At 62.5% G+C, this 13642-nt stretch carries 13 protein-coding genes and 2 tRNA genes; 1 reads left to right on the forward strand and 14 read right to left on the reverse strand.

Features of this window, described 5'->3' with window-relative positions:
• Positions 1 to 29 precede the first annotated feature (29 nt).
• The 3 genes from BMX94_RS00470 to BMX94_RS00480 form a co-directional block, all read right to left on the reverse strand.
• Positions 30 to 404 carry a hypothetical protein gene (locus tag BMX94_RS00470; RefSeq protein ID WP_091002344.1) on the reverse strand — a complete coding sequence of 125 codons (375 nt, stop codon included), beginning with the start codon at positions 402 to 404 and terminating at the stop codon, positions 30 to 32.
• A gap of 153 nt (positions 405 to 557) precedes the next feature.
• Positions 558 to 633, reverse strand: a tRNA-Ile gene (locus BMX94_RS00475).
• Between the two features lie 42 nt (positions 634 to 675).
• Positions 676 to 751: transfer RNA gene (locus BMX94_RS00480), tRNA-Ala, on the reverse strand.
• A 262-nt stretch (positions 752 to 1013) separates the two neighbouring features.
• Here BMX94_RS00480 and BMX94_RS00485 point away from each other — a divergent pair.
• Complete coding sequence (locus BMX94_RS00485) at positions 1014 to 1850, forward strand: alpha/beta fold hydrolase (RefSeq protein ID WP_091002346.1); 837 nt, start codon at positions 1014 to 1016, stop codon at positions 1848 to 1850.
• 202 nt (positions 1851 to 2052) lie between these two features.
• Here BMX94_RS00485 and BMX94_RS00490 read toward each other — a convergent pair whose 3' ends face one another.
• From BMX94_RS00490 to rpsB, 11 genes are all read right to left on the reverse strand, one after another.
• Entirely contained in the window at positions 2053 to 3084 is a 1032-nt protein-coding gene (locus BMX94_RS00490) for an alpha-hydroxy-acid oxidizing protein (protein ID WP_286159967.1), read from the reverse strand.
• Between the two features lie 89 nt (positions 3085 to 3173).
• Entirely contained in the window at positions 3174 to 4871 is a 1698-nt protein-coding gene (locus tag BMX94_RS00495; protein WP_218138437.1) for a proline--tRNA ligase, read from the reverse strand.
• Positions 4872 to 4961: 90 nt separating this feature from the next.
• Positions 4962 to 6059, reverse strand: a complete 1098-nt coding sequence (ispG, locus tag BMX94_RS00500) for a flavodoxin-dependent (E)-4-hydroxy-3-methylbut-2-enyl-diphosphate synthase (protein WP_091002351.1) — start codon at positions 6057 to 6059, stop codon at positions 4962 to 4964.
• A 1-nt stretch (position 6060) separates the two neighbouring features.
• Positions 6061 to 7440, reverse strand: coding sequence for a M50 family metallopeptidase (locus tag BMX94_RS00505; protein ID WP_091002353.1), 1380 nt, complete (start codon positions 7438 to 7440; stop codon positions 6061 to 6063).
• On the reverse strand, positions 7437 to 8636 hold the full coding sequence (gene dxr, locus BMX94_RS00510) for a 1-deoxy-D-xylulose-5-phosphate reductoisomerase (RefSeq protein WP_091002355.1): 1200 nt from the start codon (positions 8634 to 8636) through the stop codon (positions 7437 to 7439). Before dxr ends, BMX94_RS00505 begins: the two co-directional genes overlap by 4 nt.
• Positions 8633 to 9586: a phosphatidate cytidylyltransferase gene (locus BMX94_RS00515; protein WP_177171271.1), complete on the reverse strand. Its 954-nt coding sequence runs from the start codon at positions 9584 to 9586 to the stop codon at positions 8633 to 8635. Before BMX94_RS00515 ends, dxr begins: the two co-directional genes overlap by 4 nt.
• Complete coding sequence (gene uppS, locus BMX94_RS00520) at positions 9583 to 10368, reverse strand: undecaprenyl pyrophosphate synthase (RefSeq protein ID WP_091002359.1); 786 nt, start codon at positions 10366 to 10368, stop codon at positions 9583 to 9585. The genes BMX94_RS00515 and uppS overlap by 4 nt, the downstream gene beginning before the upstream one ends.
• Complete coding sequence (frr, locus tag BMX94_RS00525) at positions 10369 to 10914, reverse strand: ribosome recycling factor (RefSeq protein WP_091002361.1); 546 nt, start codon at positions 10912 to 10914, stop codon at positions 10369 to 10371.
• Entirely contained in the window at positions 10911 to 11639 is a 729-nt protein-coding gene (pyrH, locus tag BMX94_RS00530; protein WP_091002363.1) for a UMP kinase, read from the reverse strand. Before pyrH ends, frr begins: the two co-directional genes overlap by 4 nt.
• Positions 11640 to 11866: 227 nt before the next feature.
• A complete protein-coding gene (gene tsf / locus BMX94_RS00535) occupies positions 11867 to 12736 on the reverse strand; it encodes a translation elongation factor Ts (RefSeq protein ID WP_091002364.1) in 870 nt (289 codons plus the stop codon).
• 45 nt (positions 12737 to 12781) lie between these two features.
• The gene (gene rpsB / locus BMX94_RS00540) at positions 12782 to 13567 is read right to left on the reverse strand and encodes a 30S ribosomal protein S2 (protein ID WP_091002366.1); all 786 of its coding nucleotides are present in this window, start codon (positions 13565 to 13567) and stop codon (positions 12782 to 12784) included.
• Positions 13568 to 13642 lie beyond the last annotated feature (75 nt).

The following is a 13642-nucleotide window of genomic DNA, read 5'->3' on the forward strand; positions in this document are numbered from 1 at the left end:
TCGAAAGATTGCCGAGCCACCCAGGATCTCTATACCTTCTCGACAACCCTCTTAACTGCTGCCGCGGCAATGGTGACGAGAAGCGCAAGGACAAAGGCTACAGCACCGACAACAATGGGGGCAACCTGTCCGTTGGCGAAGGCGACGTCGCCGGCGCAAAGTGCACCCGTGGCCACGGTCGCCCCGGCCGAGGGGCCCACGAGACCAGGCGCGTTAGATGGGACATTGGCAACCCTGGCCCCCTTGGCGCCCACGAGAAGGGCAAGCACCGATGCTGCCACCACAAAAAGATCGGTGATGTCAACGCCAAGAACCGCAAGAACGATTCCAGCGACCACGCAGAGGCACCCCGCAATGAGCGCAACGATTCCCGAAACCTTGAGCTTCTTTGCTTCCGGAGACATGAGCCACCCCTCGCTAACAATGCCGCCCGCACACGCGGCGCAGTAACCAAACGGAACTTGTATACCCAATTGAATGGCTCGGTTTTCTTGCCACACGGACTCATCTTGCAAAAACGCTCCCCCACCCGCAAGGGAGAGGGAGCGTGCATGTCATGGTGGGCCCAGTAGGATTCGAACCTACAACCCAGGGATTATGAGTCCCCTGCGCTAACCGTTGCGCCATGAGCCCGTACGAAAAAGGGCGACGGCAAACGCCGCCGCCCTGAATGTATGGTGGAGAATAGGGGGTTCGAACCCCTGACCTCGTGACTGCCAGTCACGCGCTCTCCCAACTGAGCTAATTCCCCGTGGGTTGGTGCGGGAATTACTATACCAGACGAGATTTTTGGGTCAACAACTTTTTTGAAAAAGTTTGGGGCAACGCGTCGCGACACGAGCCGGCTACGGCCCCCCAGCCGCCAGTCCTCCTCTCGGAGAATATCGCTCTTTCTTAAACGGCGAGCAAGTTTCCGCAGTTGTTGGCTGATCCGTTTAAGAGATGGCGATATTCTCCGCCCGTCAAACGCGCTGCGCTAGGATGGGACCAAGGCCGCAGTCGAAAGGAGAACCATGAGTGCAGAACGCACGGAGTCACGCTACGTGACGGTAGAGCCGGATGTTCAGATTCACTTCTGGGATGCAGGCGAGAAGGACGCCCCGACCCTCATCTTCATCCCAGGCCTCACCTTCTCGGGCAAGGTCTTCAAGCACCAGCTGGAGCACTTCTCCAAGAGCTACCGTACGATCCTTGTTGACCCTCGCGGGCAGGGGCTCTCAACCAAGTGCCCCTTTGGCAACGACTACCAGACTCATGGGCGCGACCTTATCCGCCTGGTTGAGCACGAAGGCATCGAGAAGCCAACCCTCATTGGCTGGAGCTGCGGAAATCTTGAGGCATGGAGCTACCTCGAACAGGCAGGTGTCGACTCCGTCTCTGGATGCGTGACGGTTGACATGTCGCCGCTCCCCCACAACGAGGACCCACACGCATGGACGGAGGGCACGCCGGCGGAGCTTTCGGAGATCATGACGCGGGTGCTCAACCATCCCGAGACGGCAGCGGGTTTCTGGGACAGCTATCTGCGCGAGATTATGTGGCAGGGACCGCTCACTGAGGACCAATACGAGTGGTTCATTGACATGTCGAACCAGACGCCCTTCTGGGTCACCCACGAGCTCTTTGGTGACGCGATTCTCTCCGATTACCGGGACATCGCTCAGAAGGCATCCAAGAAGATTCCCACGCTCATGTTCATTGCCGAGCACTGGGCAGACATAGCGGAGCCCTACTGGCACAGCCTCTGCCCCAAGACGCCCACCTACGTGATGGGCGGCCACCTCATGGCCATTCAGTACCCGGAGCGCTTCAACAAGCGCCTGGAGGAGTTCCTCACAACCGGCAAGTAGCGCGGGCAAAGAGCATCAACTGCCGAGAGGGACGGTGGCATAGATGCGCGCCGTCCCTCTCGCCCCTTTGGGCTTCTCTCAATTGCAGAGAATATCGCTATTTCTGAAATGGCCGACACGTTTGCGCAGTTGGATGTCGAGGATTTTCAAGAATGGCGATAAACTCCGAGAAATGCAACCGCGTGCGGAAGGCCCCAGACCCCTACCAGCTCACGAGGTCGTCTGTGACGTCCGAGACAGTCTCTGCACCGCACATCTCCATGGCGTCAGCAAGCTCGCCCCTCAGCTGGCCGAGAAAGTCTCTCACGCCCTGCTCTCCCCCGCCGTACATCGCAACCACAAACGGACGGCACATGAGGACCGCACTCGCCCCAAGCGCAAGCGCGCGGAAGACGTCAGCGCCAGTCCTAATGCCTCCATCGACGAGAACAACAAGGTCGTCGCCAACGGCGCGCGAGATCTCCGGGAGCACCGTTGCCGTGGCCTCCACGCCATCTTGGACGCGCCCGCCGTGGTTGGAGACAACAATGCCGTCGGCACCCGCCTTGAGGGCCTTCTCGGCGCCTCGCTCGGTCATGATGCCCTTGAGAACAAAGGGCGTATCCGCCGCATGGCAGGCCTTGGCGATCTCGCGCAGCTGCGAGACATCCTTGGGGCCCGCAGGCGGCTGCTGACCCTTGAGGAACGGAAGCCCCGCACCATCGATGTCCATGGCCACGGCAACGGGATGTGCCGCAAGAGCGAGCCTCAGCTTGTCTCGCACCACGTCCTTCGACCACGGCTTGATGGTACAGATGCCGCAGCCGTCAAGGCTTGAGATGGCGCGGCACGCCCCCTCGTGAAGCGAGGCGGAAAGCCCATCGCCAGTCCACCCCAGCGTGCCTGCCCCCGCGGCACCGCGGAGCATCACGTCGTTGTAGGTCTCCATGTCGAACTTGGGGCCATAGTGGCGGTTCACGTCACCTAGCGGCCCCACCATGACGGGGAGGGACAGCACGTGACCAAAGAGCGTCACGGAGGTGTCCGGCACATACGGTTTGTGGATGGTGTCCATCCTGAGAAGGACCGACTGCCACGCCTCGTAGTTTCGAATGGCAACGGTACCCGTGCCCTTTGCCCCCGGGCCCGGGATGTGATTGCCGCATGCTTTCCCGTCGCAGACAGGGCACGCCTTGCAGATCCCCATCTGACCTCGCGCCGCCTCTACCAGCTCCGTATAGCTCATGCTGCCCATGGTTCCCCCCTATAGAACATCCCCCAATGAAAAGGGCCGCGGAAATCTCGCGGCCCACGCGAATGAGACAAAGGGACTGTCCCTTTGTCTCATGCACGCTCGGATACGACGCGATTGGCGAGAAGTGAGGCCACCTCTTCGATGGCAACCTCGGTGCGCTCGCCGGTCGCGCGAACCTTGAGCTCCACGTTGCCGTTCTTGATGGCCTTCTTGCCGCAGACCACCTGATACGGGAAGCCCATGAGGTCTGCGTCGGCAAACTTAACGCCGGGACGCTCTTTGCGGTCGTCCATGACGACCTCGACGCCCGCGGCGAGAAGCTCCTCGGCAACGCGCGTAGCCACGGGCCACACCACGTCGTCGTTCACGTCGAGGGGCACGACTTCCACCTCGTAGGGCGCAACCGCAACGGGGAACGCAATGCCGTGCTCGTCGTGGTGCTGCTCGACCACGGCCGCAAGCATGCGGGAGACGCCGATGCCGTAGCAACCCATCTGAAGGGGGCGCTCGACGCCATCGGGGTCGGCAAACGTGGCGCCCATGGTCTGCGAGTACTTGGTGCCCAGCTGGAAGACCTGGCCAACCTCGATTCCACGGGCCGCCTTGAGAGGCGCGCCGCACTTGGGGCAGATGTCGCCCGCCTTTGCGGTGATGACGTCCACCCAGCGGCCAATCGTGAAGTCGCGACCCTGGTTGGCGTGCACGTAGTGATAGCCTGCGTCGTTGGCGCCGGTGGTCCACCACGCAGAGCCGCGAAGCGATTCGTCGGCGCAAGAGCCAACGCCCTCGGGAAGGCCGACGGGACCAATGAAGCCCTTGACGAGACCGTATTGCACCAGCTCCTCGTCGCTCATCAGATGGTATGCGCCAAAGGCATGCTCGGCCTTCACGTCGTTCATCTCGTGGTCACCGGGGACAAAGCACACCCAGGGCTTTCCATCGCCATCGACAAGCGCGAGAGCCTTCCTCGTGGCGGCCTCGGGGACCTTGAGAAACGCAGCGAGGTCGGCGATGGTCTCGCAGCCAGGGGTCTCGAGCTTCTCGAGCTCTCCCTCGTCACCCTCGACGAGGTTGATGGGGGCCGTAGCAGCCTCGGTGTCAGCCGCAAAGCCGCAATCGTCGCAGTAGACAATCTCGGCCTCGCCGGCGTCTGCCAGCGCCATGAACTCGACGGAGGTGTCTCCGCCAATCTGGCCGGAGTCCGCTACCACGGGGAGCGCGCGAAGCCCCACGCGCTCGCAGATACGCGCGTACGCGGCCTTCTCGTCGTTGTAGGAGCGCTGCATGCCCTCGACATCGGCGTCGAAGGAGTAGCCGTCCTTCATGATGAACTCGCGACCGCGCATGAGGCCAAAGCGGGGGCGCAGCTCGTCGCGGAACTTGTCCTGGATCTGGTAGAGCGTCACGGGAAGCTGCTTGTAGGAGCGCAGCTCGTTGCGAACGAGGTCGGTGAAGGACTCCTCATGCGTGGGGCCAAGGGCAAACTCGCGCTCGTGACGGTCCTTGAGGCGCATGAGCTCCGGGCCGTAGGCACTCCAGCGACCCGACTGACGCCACAGCTCCCCATCGGTGAGGATGGGCACGAGCATCTCCTGGGCGCCTATGCCCTCCATCTCGTCGCGAATGACAGACTCGATCTTCAGAAGCGAGCGCCACGCAAGCGGCAGGTAGCTGTAGAGGCCCGAGGCGGACTTGCGAATCATGCCCGCACGGAGCAGGAGCCGATGGCTTGCGAGCTCGGCCTCCGCGGGGTCCTCCTTGAGCGTAGGCGCATAGAGCCCGGTCATCCTTGCATACGTTCTCACGGTGAAAGTCCTCTCCCCCGGCACCGTGGCCGGGCATCATGCGCCGAAACCGACGCCATGCAATTCTACGGCCTAACAGGCATCAAGTGCGCCGGGGAAGCGTCGCTCGATCTCGGCCATGAGTTCATCCACGATCTTGTCGGCAGGAACCTTGCGCAGGGGCCTGCCGCCCTCGAAGAGCATCGCCTGCCCGTGGCCACAGGCCACGCCAAGATCGGCGTCCGAGGCCTCGCCGGGGCCGTTCACCACACACCCCATGACCGCCACGGTGATGGGCGCCTTCACGCTGGCCAGACGCCTGCCCACCTCCTCGGCAATGGGAATCATGTCCACTTGGCAGCGCCCGCACGTGGGACAGCTCACCAGCTCAGGGGATCGCCGACGCATGCCGAGCGCCGAGAGGAGCTCCCATGCAACCGCAACCTCCTCGACCGGGTCGGCTGTAAGCGAGAGGCGCATGGTGTCGCCTATGCCCTCCTCGAGAAGGATTCCCACCCCAGCCGCGTTTTTGACCGTCCCCTGGCGAATCGTGCCAGCCTCGGTGACACCCACGTGGAGCGGCACGTCGGGCAAGGTCTTCGAAAGCTTGCGATAGGTTGCGAGCGTGGTGGGAACGCTGTGCGCCTTGGCGGAGAGAACCACGTCGAGAAAACCGCGCTCGCGGAAGTGCTCGACGAAGCCCTCGGCAGACGCCACGAGCTTCTCGGGAAGCGTGAGGTCCTGCCTGGCCGCGACCTTCTCGTCAAGAGAACCAGCGTTGACGCCTATGCGAATGGGGATGCCCGCCTCGCCGCATGCGTCGATAACGGCGTCGACACGTTCCCAAGATCCAATGTTGCCGGGGTTCACGCGAAGCGCCGCAGCCCCCCGGGCGGCAGCGCCAAGGGCCAGCCGGTAGTCAAAGTGAATGTCCGCGATCACGGGCAGCGGCGACTCGGCGCAGATGCGCTCGAAGCCGTCAAGGGAGTCCGCGTTGGGGACGGCAACGCGGATGATCTCGCAGCCCGCATCTGCAAGCCGCCTGATCTGGGCGAGGGTTGCTGCTGCGTCCGCGGTCTTGGTGGTGCACATCGACTGAACCGAGACGGGAGCGCCGCCGCCAACGGCAACGTTGCCCACCATGACGCGCCTGGTGAGGTCACGGGGAAGCTTCTGAGTGCTGGAATCCATGTCAGCCACCAATCACAAAGGTGAGAATGTCGTTTCTCATGGCCACGACAAAGACGAAGAGGAAGAAGGCAAGGCCCACGTAGCTCACGATACTCTGGGCGCGCGCGGAGACCTGTCGCCTGGAGACGGCCTGGATAATCTCTATGAGGATCTTTCCGCCGTCCAGCGGGGGGATGGGAAGTAGGTTCATGAAGCCGAGGGACATCGAGATCGCGCCAATGAAGAACGCAAGCGTGGGAACGCCGGCCGAGGCCGCCTCTGACGCCATAACCGAGATGCCAACGACGGAGCTCGACTGGTCGAGGACCTCCATGGTGTGCGAGGGCACGATGAGCTTCACGGCGTACTCCGCCACCAGCCCACCGTAGGCCACGGACCCACGAAGCGCCTGGCCAAGCGAGGGGTAGTACGTGTAGGACTGGTTGGTAATGCCCAGGTACTCAGCCGCCTCGCCGTCAACCAGGTCGACGGTCGTCTCATACGCCACTCCGTCGCGCTCGTAGCCGAGCGTGAAGTCGGTGCCAGACTCCAGATATGGCTTGATGGCGGCAACGAGGTCGTCGTAGGTGGAGATGGGAGTGCCATCCACGGACGTGATGCGGTCGCCCGGCTCAAGACCCGCAGACTCGGCAAAGGACCCCTCGGCAACACTCCCAATCACGGGTTCGTTGGAGGCGACCTGCACACCCATGACCATGAAGGACGCCGTAACCACCACCAGTGCCACGAGCAGGTTGACCGCAGGACCCGCAAGGAGCATCGCCGTCCGCCGCCAGAAGCCACAGCCGAGGTAGGTGCGTCCGCGCTCGTGCGCCAGGAACTCGCTTGCGCTCATGCCGGGATTTCGCGGCTCGCCGTAGTTGGTGGTGCCAGCCTGGGAGAAGTCATGGCCACGGTCGTACTCGGTGCGAAGATCGCCGTCGCGTCGAAGCGTCTCGAAGCTCGCCGGCCAGTCTGCCTGTCCCTTGTGCTCGCCAAGCGCAGGGTCATAATAGGGCCTCACAGCCGCCCAGTCCGTCAGCGTGGCGAGAAGCCCGTAGGCCCTGTCAAGATCACAACCAAGCTGGGAGGCAAGGTCGCTCACCGCAATCCTGCCGGAGCGCTGCACGCTCATGAGCGCGGCCCCAAGCAGCTCGTCTTTGGAGTTCTCCATACCGCAGATGCGGGTGTAGCCGCCGAGCAGAATGGGGGTTACGCCAATCTCGGTACCGTGGTCCTTGCTCTTGTGCGAGAGCCTGAAACGGCAGGGCATGCCAAGGAAGAACTCGGTCACGCGGACGCCACAGGCGCGAGCCGCCAGGTAGTGGCCGCCCTCGTGCACAAATACGAGAAGCGAGAGAACGGCCACGCCCCAGAAGACGGCAGATGCGACCCCCGTCATGCGCGAAGTCCCTTGATGAAAGACTGTGCCAGCTCCCGCGACCTTGCGTCCACCTCGGAGAGCTGCGCCAGATTGTCGACGGCAACAGCATGCGTTGCGTCCATGACCGCAGAGATAACGCGCTCGATGTCGAGGAAGCCGCACGCTCCCGCCCTAAAGGCGGCGTTGGCCACCTCGTTTGCCGCGTTGGCTGCGCACGGCATGGTGCCGCCAATACGCCCCGCCTCCTTGATGAGCGCAAGGCACCCGAAGGTCTTCTCGTCCGCCTCGCCAAAGGTGACGGGGGCCTCGTGGCACCAGTCGACAGGAACCGTCGGCGCGCTCCAACGCTCTGGATAGCTGAGCGCGTACTGGATGGGGATGCGCATGTCCGAGGGACCAAGCTGGGCCTTCACCGACCCGTCCGCGAACTCGACCATTGAGTGGATGCGACTCTGGCGCTGCACGAGCACGCGAATGTCATCGATGTCCACGCCAAAGAGGTGATGGGCCTCGACGACCTCCAGTCCCTTGTTGGTGAGCGTCGCGGAGTCAATGGTGATCTTTGGCCCCATCGTCCAGGTGGGGTGCGCAAGGGCATCGTCAACGGTCACGCGCGAGAGCTCGTCTCGCGTCATGCCATAGAAGGGGCCACCCGAGCACGTGAGCCAGATGCGCGCGAGGTCAGCGTCCCTCTCCCCAACCAGACACTGGTAGATGGCGCTGTGCTCGGAGTCGACGGGGATGAGCCTCCCGGGCTTTGCAAGCGGCATGAGAAGGTCGCCCGCAACAACGATAGACTCCTTGTTGGCATAGGCCAAGATCTTGTCGGCCTTGAGCGCCGCGTAGCCAGCCGCCATGCCAGCCTCGCCCACCACGGCGTTCACCACGCAGTCGACATCCGGAAGCTCCGTCAGCGCCATGACGGCGTCGGGACCAAAGCCAAGGGCGCAACCAGAGGGTAGCTCATCGAGGGCGACGTCGTCCTTGCGGGAGGCGTCAGCCACAGCGACGTGCGTGGCATTGAACTCCCGCGCCGCCTCGACAAGACGTTCACACGACGAGTTCACAGAGAGCGCGACAACCTTCAGGCGATCGGGATGCTGGCGACACACTTCAAGCGTCTGCATGCCAATGGAGCCCGAGCACCCAAGAACCGCGACGCGAAGAACATGCGGACGCGGAGAGCGCGCTCCAGGACGCTCGAACAAACTCATAGAATTCCCCCAAAGAAAAGTATGAAGTAGGCCGCCATGCTGCCGAAGAGCATGGAGTCAGACCTGTCGAGAAGACCGCCGTGACCAGGCATGAGGTTGCCTGAGTCCTTGACGCCAACGCCGCGCTTGAGACGGGACTCAAAAAGATCGCCCACGACTCCCGCAATGCCAACGATGAGCCCGCCGAGAAGGGCATGGGGCATCGTGAGCCCCGCGACGCCCAAGACGGCCATTGCAACCCAGATGACAACGGAGGCGATGATGCCACCGTAGAACCCCTCCCAACTCTTATGGGGCGAGATTCTTGGGGCCAGCTTGTGGACACCAATCTTCGAACCAACGGCATATGCCATGGCGTCATTAGCCCAAACGGAGAGCATGACGCCAAACGTCAGCGTTGCCCCAACGAGGCCCTTGTCGACAACGCGGATGAGGACCAGGCTCGAGAAGGTGAGCGAGGTGTAGAGCGGTCCAAAGACCGTGATGGCCACGTCGCCCACATTTGCCCGCGGCGTGAAGACGTACCATGCCGCGCAGGCTGCAAGCAGCAGGAAGAGGATGATGACCAGTCCCCTGAGACCGGTGAGATACGCCGCAATAGGAAACAGCACCGCCGCAGAGAGGCCAACTCCCTCGTTGGGCATGCGCCCGCCCATCCGCGCAATGCGGAAGAACTCGGAGCAGCAGAGCCATGCCATGGCGCTGATCATGAGCGTCGTGGCGATGGGTCCAATGTAGAGGCAGACGAGAACGACAATCGCGTATATGGCGCCCGACGTGGTGCGCGTGAGGAGTCGCTCCGTCCAGCCGCGGGCGCGCTGACCCGCAAGGGCGCCCGCTGTGCGACGGGCTTCCTTTGCATTGCGCCTGTTCTCGAGCTTGTCTATGTGGCGGTCGATGCCTACGCTCTCGCGCTTGTCCTGCTGGTCCTCGGGGCCTCTCTCACTCAAGACTCGGTGACACCCCCAAACCGGCGATGACGACCCTGGAATGCCTTGACTGCGCGCAGGAAGTCCCAGCGCGAGAAGTCAGGCCACAGGGTTGGGGTCACGTAGAACTCGGTGTAGGCAAGCTGCCAGAGCAGATAGTTTGAGAGCCGCATCTCGCCAGAGGTGCGGATGAGAAGCTCGGGGTCCGGCAGGCCTCTCGTGTACAGGCGAGACGAGAGAGCGTCCTCGTCGATGTCCTCGGGGCGCAGGGTGCCGGCGGCGACCTCGGCCGCGAGCTCGCGAGCGGCACGCGTAATCTCGGCGCGCGAGCCGTAGTTCACGGCCAGAGCAAACGTCATGCCCGTGTGGTCGGCAGTCTGATCGAGGCCCTCGCGAAAGACGTCAGCAGTCTGCTTTGGCAGGGCGTCGATGTCGCCGAAGAAACGAAGCCGCACGTTCTCCTGGTGGAAGAGCGGCAACTCGTTTAGAAGCGTAGTCGCAAAGAGGTGCATGAGGAGATCGACCTCATGCTGGGGCCTCTTCCAGTTCTCTGTTGAGAACGCGTAGACCGAAAGCACATCCAGGCCAAGGCGCACGCTCGTAGTAACAGCCTCGCGCAGAGAATCGACGCCTGCGACGTGGCCCTCCGAGCGGTCGAGCCCACGAGCCTTGGCCCACCGACCGTTGCCATCCATGATGATGGAGACGTGGCGAGGAATGCGGTTCAGGTCGACGTCAGCAAGGCTTATGTCCTCGGGGGGATTGGCGTAGTAGGCCCCCAGCTTCTTCTCGTCTATCTGCACCTAAATCTCCATGACCTCGGCGGTCTTCTCCTTGAGCATCGCGTCGACACGCTTGACGTAGTCGTCAGTGAGCTTCTGGATGGCCTTCTTCTCGCGAGAGACCTCGTCCTCAGAGAGCTCCTCGTCGCGGTCGAGCTTGTTGTTGGCGTCACGACGAACGTTGCGGATAGAGACGCGCGCCTCCTCGGCGATGTCCTTGCACTCGCGGGCGAGCTCGCGGCGACGCTCCTCCGTGGGCTTGGGGAACGGAAGACGGATGGATGCGCCGTCGTTTGAGGGCGTGATGCCCAGGTCCGAGGCCTCGATGGCCTTCTCGATGCTCCTCAGCGCGCTCTTGTCCCACGGCTCGATGACCATCATCGAGGCCTCGGGGACTTTCACGCCCGCAAGCTGCGTGATGGGCGTAGGCTGTCCGTAGTAGTCGACCTTGATGGGGTCGAGGATGTGCGGATTGGCACGCCCCGTGCGGACGCGGGAGAAGTTGGCCTGGAGCGCTTCCAGACACTTATCCATATGCTTCTTGGCTTTGTCGGTGTACTGGCTCATGCTTGCTCCTCCTCGACGACGGTGGTTCCAACGTTCTCGCCCGCGAGCGCGCTCATGAAGACGCCGTCCTGGCCCATGTCAAAGACCATGATTGGCATCTTGTTGTCATGGCAGAGCGCCGTGGCCGTTGCGTCCATGACCTTGAGGTCGCGTGCAAGAACCTCCTTGTAGGTGATGGTATCGAACTTAGTGGCTTCGGGATGGGTAACCGGATCGGCATCGTAGATGCCGTCGACCTTGGTCGCCTTCATGAGGACCTCGGCGCCAATCTCGCACGCGCGAAGGGCTGCGGCGGTGTCGGTGGTGAAGTAGGGGTTCCCCGTGCCGGCAGCAAAGATAACGATACGACCCTTCTCGAGGTGCCTGATGGCGCGGCGGCGGATGTAGGTCTCGCACACCTGATGCATCTCGATTGCGCTCATGACACGGCAGTCCATCCCATTGCGCTCGAAGCAGTCCTGCAGCGAGAGGGCATTAATAACCGTAGCGAGCATGCCCATGTTGTCTCCCTGGGCGCGGTCCATCCCGGCAGCTGCACCCTGGATGCCACGGAAGATGTTGCCGCCACCCACAACAACGGCAACCTGAACGCCATCCTCCCACACGGGTTTGATCTCCTCGGCAAGTCTCTGCGGCACCTTGGGGTCTATGCCAAAAGCCTGGTCGCCCATGAGGGCCTCGCCGGAAAGCTTCAGAAGAACGCGCTGGTACTTGTAGGTCGACAAGCCATCCTCCATTCGTCGGGATGTCACGGCCGCCAGATGTCGCAGCCGTAACCCCAACGATTCTATCAGAGCACCACGGATGCGCCGCCGCGTCCTCGGCGAGTGTAAGGTCTCTGCATACGGAGGACACGCCTAGAGCCAAAACCTGGTCAAAAGACAAGAAGCAGCCCCAACAGGCAAAGGCCTGTCGGGGCTGCAAACAATCACTTCTTATGAAGCAGCCTGTGCTACTCGCCGAAGTTGAAGCGCACGAAAGTGACGATCTTGATGTCGTCGCCGAGGGACTTGGAGACCTTCTTGGCAAGGGACGAGATGGTCTCGTTGGAGTCCTTCACAAAGACCTGCTCGGTAAGGACGCTCTCCTTGTAGAACTTCTCGAGCTTGCCGAGGGCGATCTTCTCCTGGATGGCCTCAGGCTTGCCAGACTCGGCAGCCTGCGCCTTGTAGATGCCCATCTCGTGGTCGATGACGTCCTGGGGGACATCCTCGCGTACGGCAGAGACGGGGTTGCTGGCGACGACCTGCATGGCTACGTCATGCGCGAAGGTCTTGAACTCGTCCGCATTGGCGGTCTCAGGCTTGGAGAACGAGAAGCTCACCATGTCGGCATGCTTGCCATCGTGGTGGATGTAGCAGCCAATGCCACCGTTCTCAGCGGTGAGGCGAGAGAAGCGGTTGATCTTCATGTTCTCGCCGATGACGTGAATCATCTCGGTGAGCTCGGACTCGACGGTGCCCTCACCCATGGGGCAGGCCTTCAGGGCGTCGACGTCAGCGGGGTCGTTCTTGGCGACGACCTCGGCCACGGCATGCGCGAAGTCCTTGAACTTGCCATTGGTGCCAACAAAGTCGGTCTCGCAGGTGAGCTCGACCATAGCGGCAACCTTAGCGTCATCGGAGACGTAGACGGCGATGGTGCCCTCGTTGGTCTCGCGGCCAGCGCGCTTGACGGCCTTGGCAAGACCCATCTTGCGGAGGACGTCGACGGCCTTGTCAAGGTCGCCATCGGCCTCAACGAGAGCCTTCTTGCACTCCATCATGGGAGAGTCGGTCATCTCGCGGAGCTGCTTGACGAGGGCGGCGGTAATCTGTGCCATGTGAACCTCCTAAAGGGGTTGGTTGGTGGGAGACGGGATGATTAGCTACTCGGCCGCAGGAGCCTCGGCGGCAGGAGCGGCTGCCTCATCGGTAGCGACGGGGGCGGTAGCCTCGCCGGTCTGCATCTCCTCGGCGGTCACCTGGGTCTCGCCGGTACCAGCGAGAACAGCGTCGGCCGCAAGCTCGCACATGAGGGAGACGGAGCGGATGGCGTCGTCGTTAGCGGGCACGCCGTAGTCGATAACGTCGGGGTCGGAGTTGGTGTCGAGCAGGCCAACAACGGGGATGTGCAGGCGGTTGGCCTCACGAACGGCAATCTCCTCGCGCTTGGTGTCGACGACGAAGATGGCCTGCGGGAGGGTGGTCATGTCACGGACGCCACCGAGGTTCTTCTGGAGCTTGTCGAGCTCCTTGGTGAGCAGTGCCTGCTCCTTCTTGGGGAGCGCGTTCATGCGGCCGTCCTCGACCATGGCCTCGAGCTCCTCCATGCGGGCGATACGGGAACGCATGGTCACGAAGTTGGTGAGCATGCCGCCGAGCCAGCGCTGGTTGATGTAAGGCATGTTGGCGCGCTCAGCCTGAGTCTGGATGGGCTCCTGGGCCTGCTTCTTGGTGCCCACAAAGAGGACCTTGCCGCCCTTGGCAGCGGTCTCGCGCAGGAAGGTGTAGGCCTTGTCGGCGTCGATGAGGGTCTGCTTGAGGTCGAGGATATAGATGCCGTTGCGCTCGCCAAAGATGTAGGGCTTCATCTTGGGGTTCCAGCGGCGGGTCTGGTGACCGTAGTGGCAGCCTGCGTCGAGAAGGGTCTGGATAGTAACCTTAGCAGCCATGTTTGACCTCCATTGGTTGGTCCTCCGCGCGATGTCATCCCCGAAGTGCCACCCCTGGCCTGGCTTAGAGCCTGG

The organism is Olsenella sp. KH3B4 (assembly GCA_900111695.1).
In the GTDB taxonomy this organism is placed as follows: domain Bacteria; phylum Actinomycetota; class Coriobacteriia; order Coriobacteriales; family Atopobiaceae; genus Tractidigestivibacter.

Bases quoted from the DNA above. Each gene is read 5' to 3' on its own strand.
- BMX94_RS00470 (WP_091002344.1), bottom strand. From the start codon at position 404: ATGTCTCCGGAAGCAAAGAAGCTCAAGGTTTCGGGAATCGTTGCGCTC.
- BMX94_RS00485 (WP_091002346.1), top strand. From the start codon at position 1,014: ATGAGTGCAGAACGCACGGAGTCACGCTACGTGACGGTAGAGCCGGAT.
- BMX94_RS00490 (WP_286159967.1), bottom strand. From the start codon at position 3,084: ATGGGCAGCATGAGCTATACGGAGCTGGTAGAGGCGGCGCGAGGTCAG.
- BMX94_RS00495 (WP_218138437.1), bottom strand. From the start codon at position 4,871: ATGACCGGGCTCTATGCGCCTACGCTCAAGGAGGACCCCGCGGAGGCC.
- ispG (WP_091002351.1), bottom strand. From the start codon at position 6,059: ATGGATTCCAGCACTCAGAAGCTTCCCCGTGACCTCACCAGGCGCGTC.
- BMX94_RS00505 (WP_091002353.1), bottom strand. From the start codon at position 7,440: ATGACGGGGGTCGCATCTGCCGTCTTCTGGGGCGTGGCCGTTCTCTCG.
- dxr (WP_091002355.1), bottom strand. From the start codon at position 8,636: ATGAGTTTGTTCGAGCGTCCTGGAGCGCGCTCTCCGCGTCCGCATGTT.
- frr (WP_091002361.1), bottom strand. From the start codon at position 10,914: ATGAGCCAGTACACCGACAAAGCCAAGAAGCATATGGATAAGTGTCTG.
- tsf (WP_091002364.1), bottom strand. From the start codon at position 12,736: ATGGCACAGATTACCGCCGCCCTCGTCAAGCAGCTCCGCGAGATGACC.
- rpsB (WP_091002366.1), bottom strand. From the start codon at position 13,567: ATGGCTGCTAAGGTTACTATCCAGACCCTTCTCGACGCAGGCTGCCAC.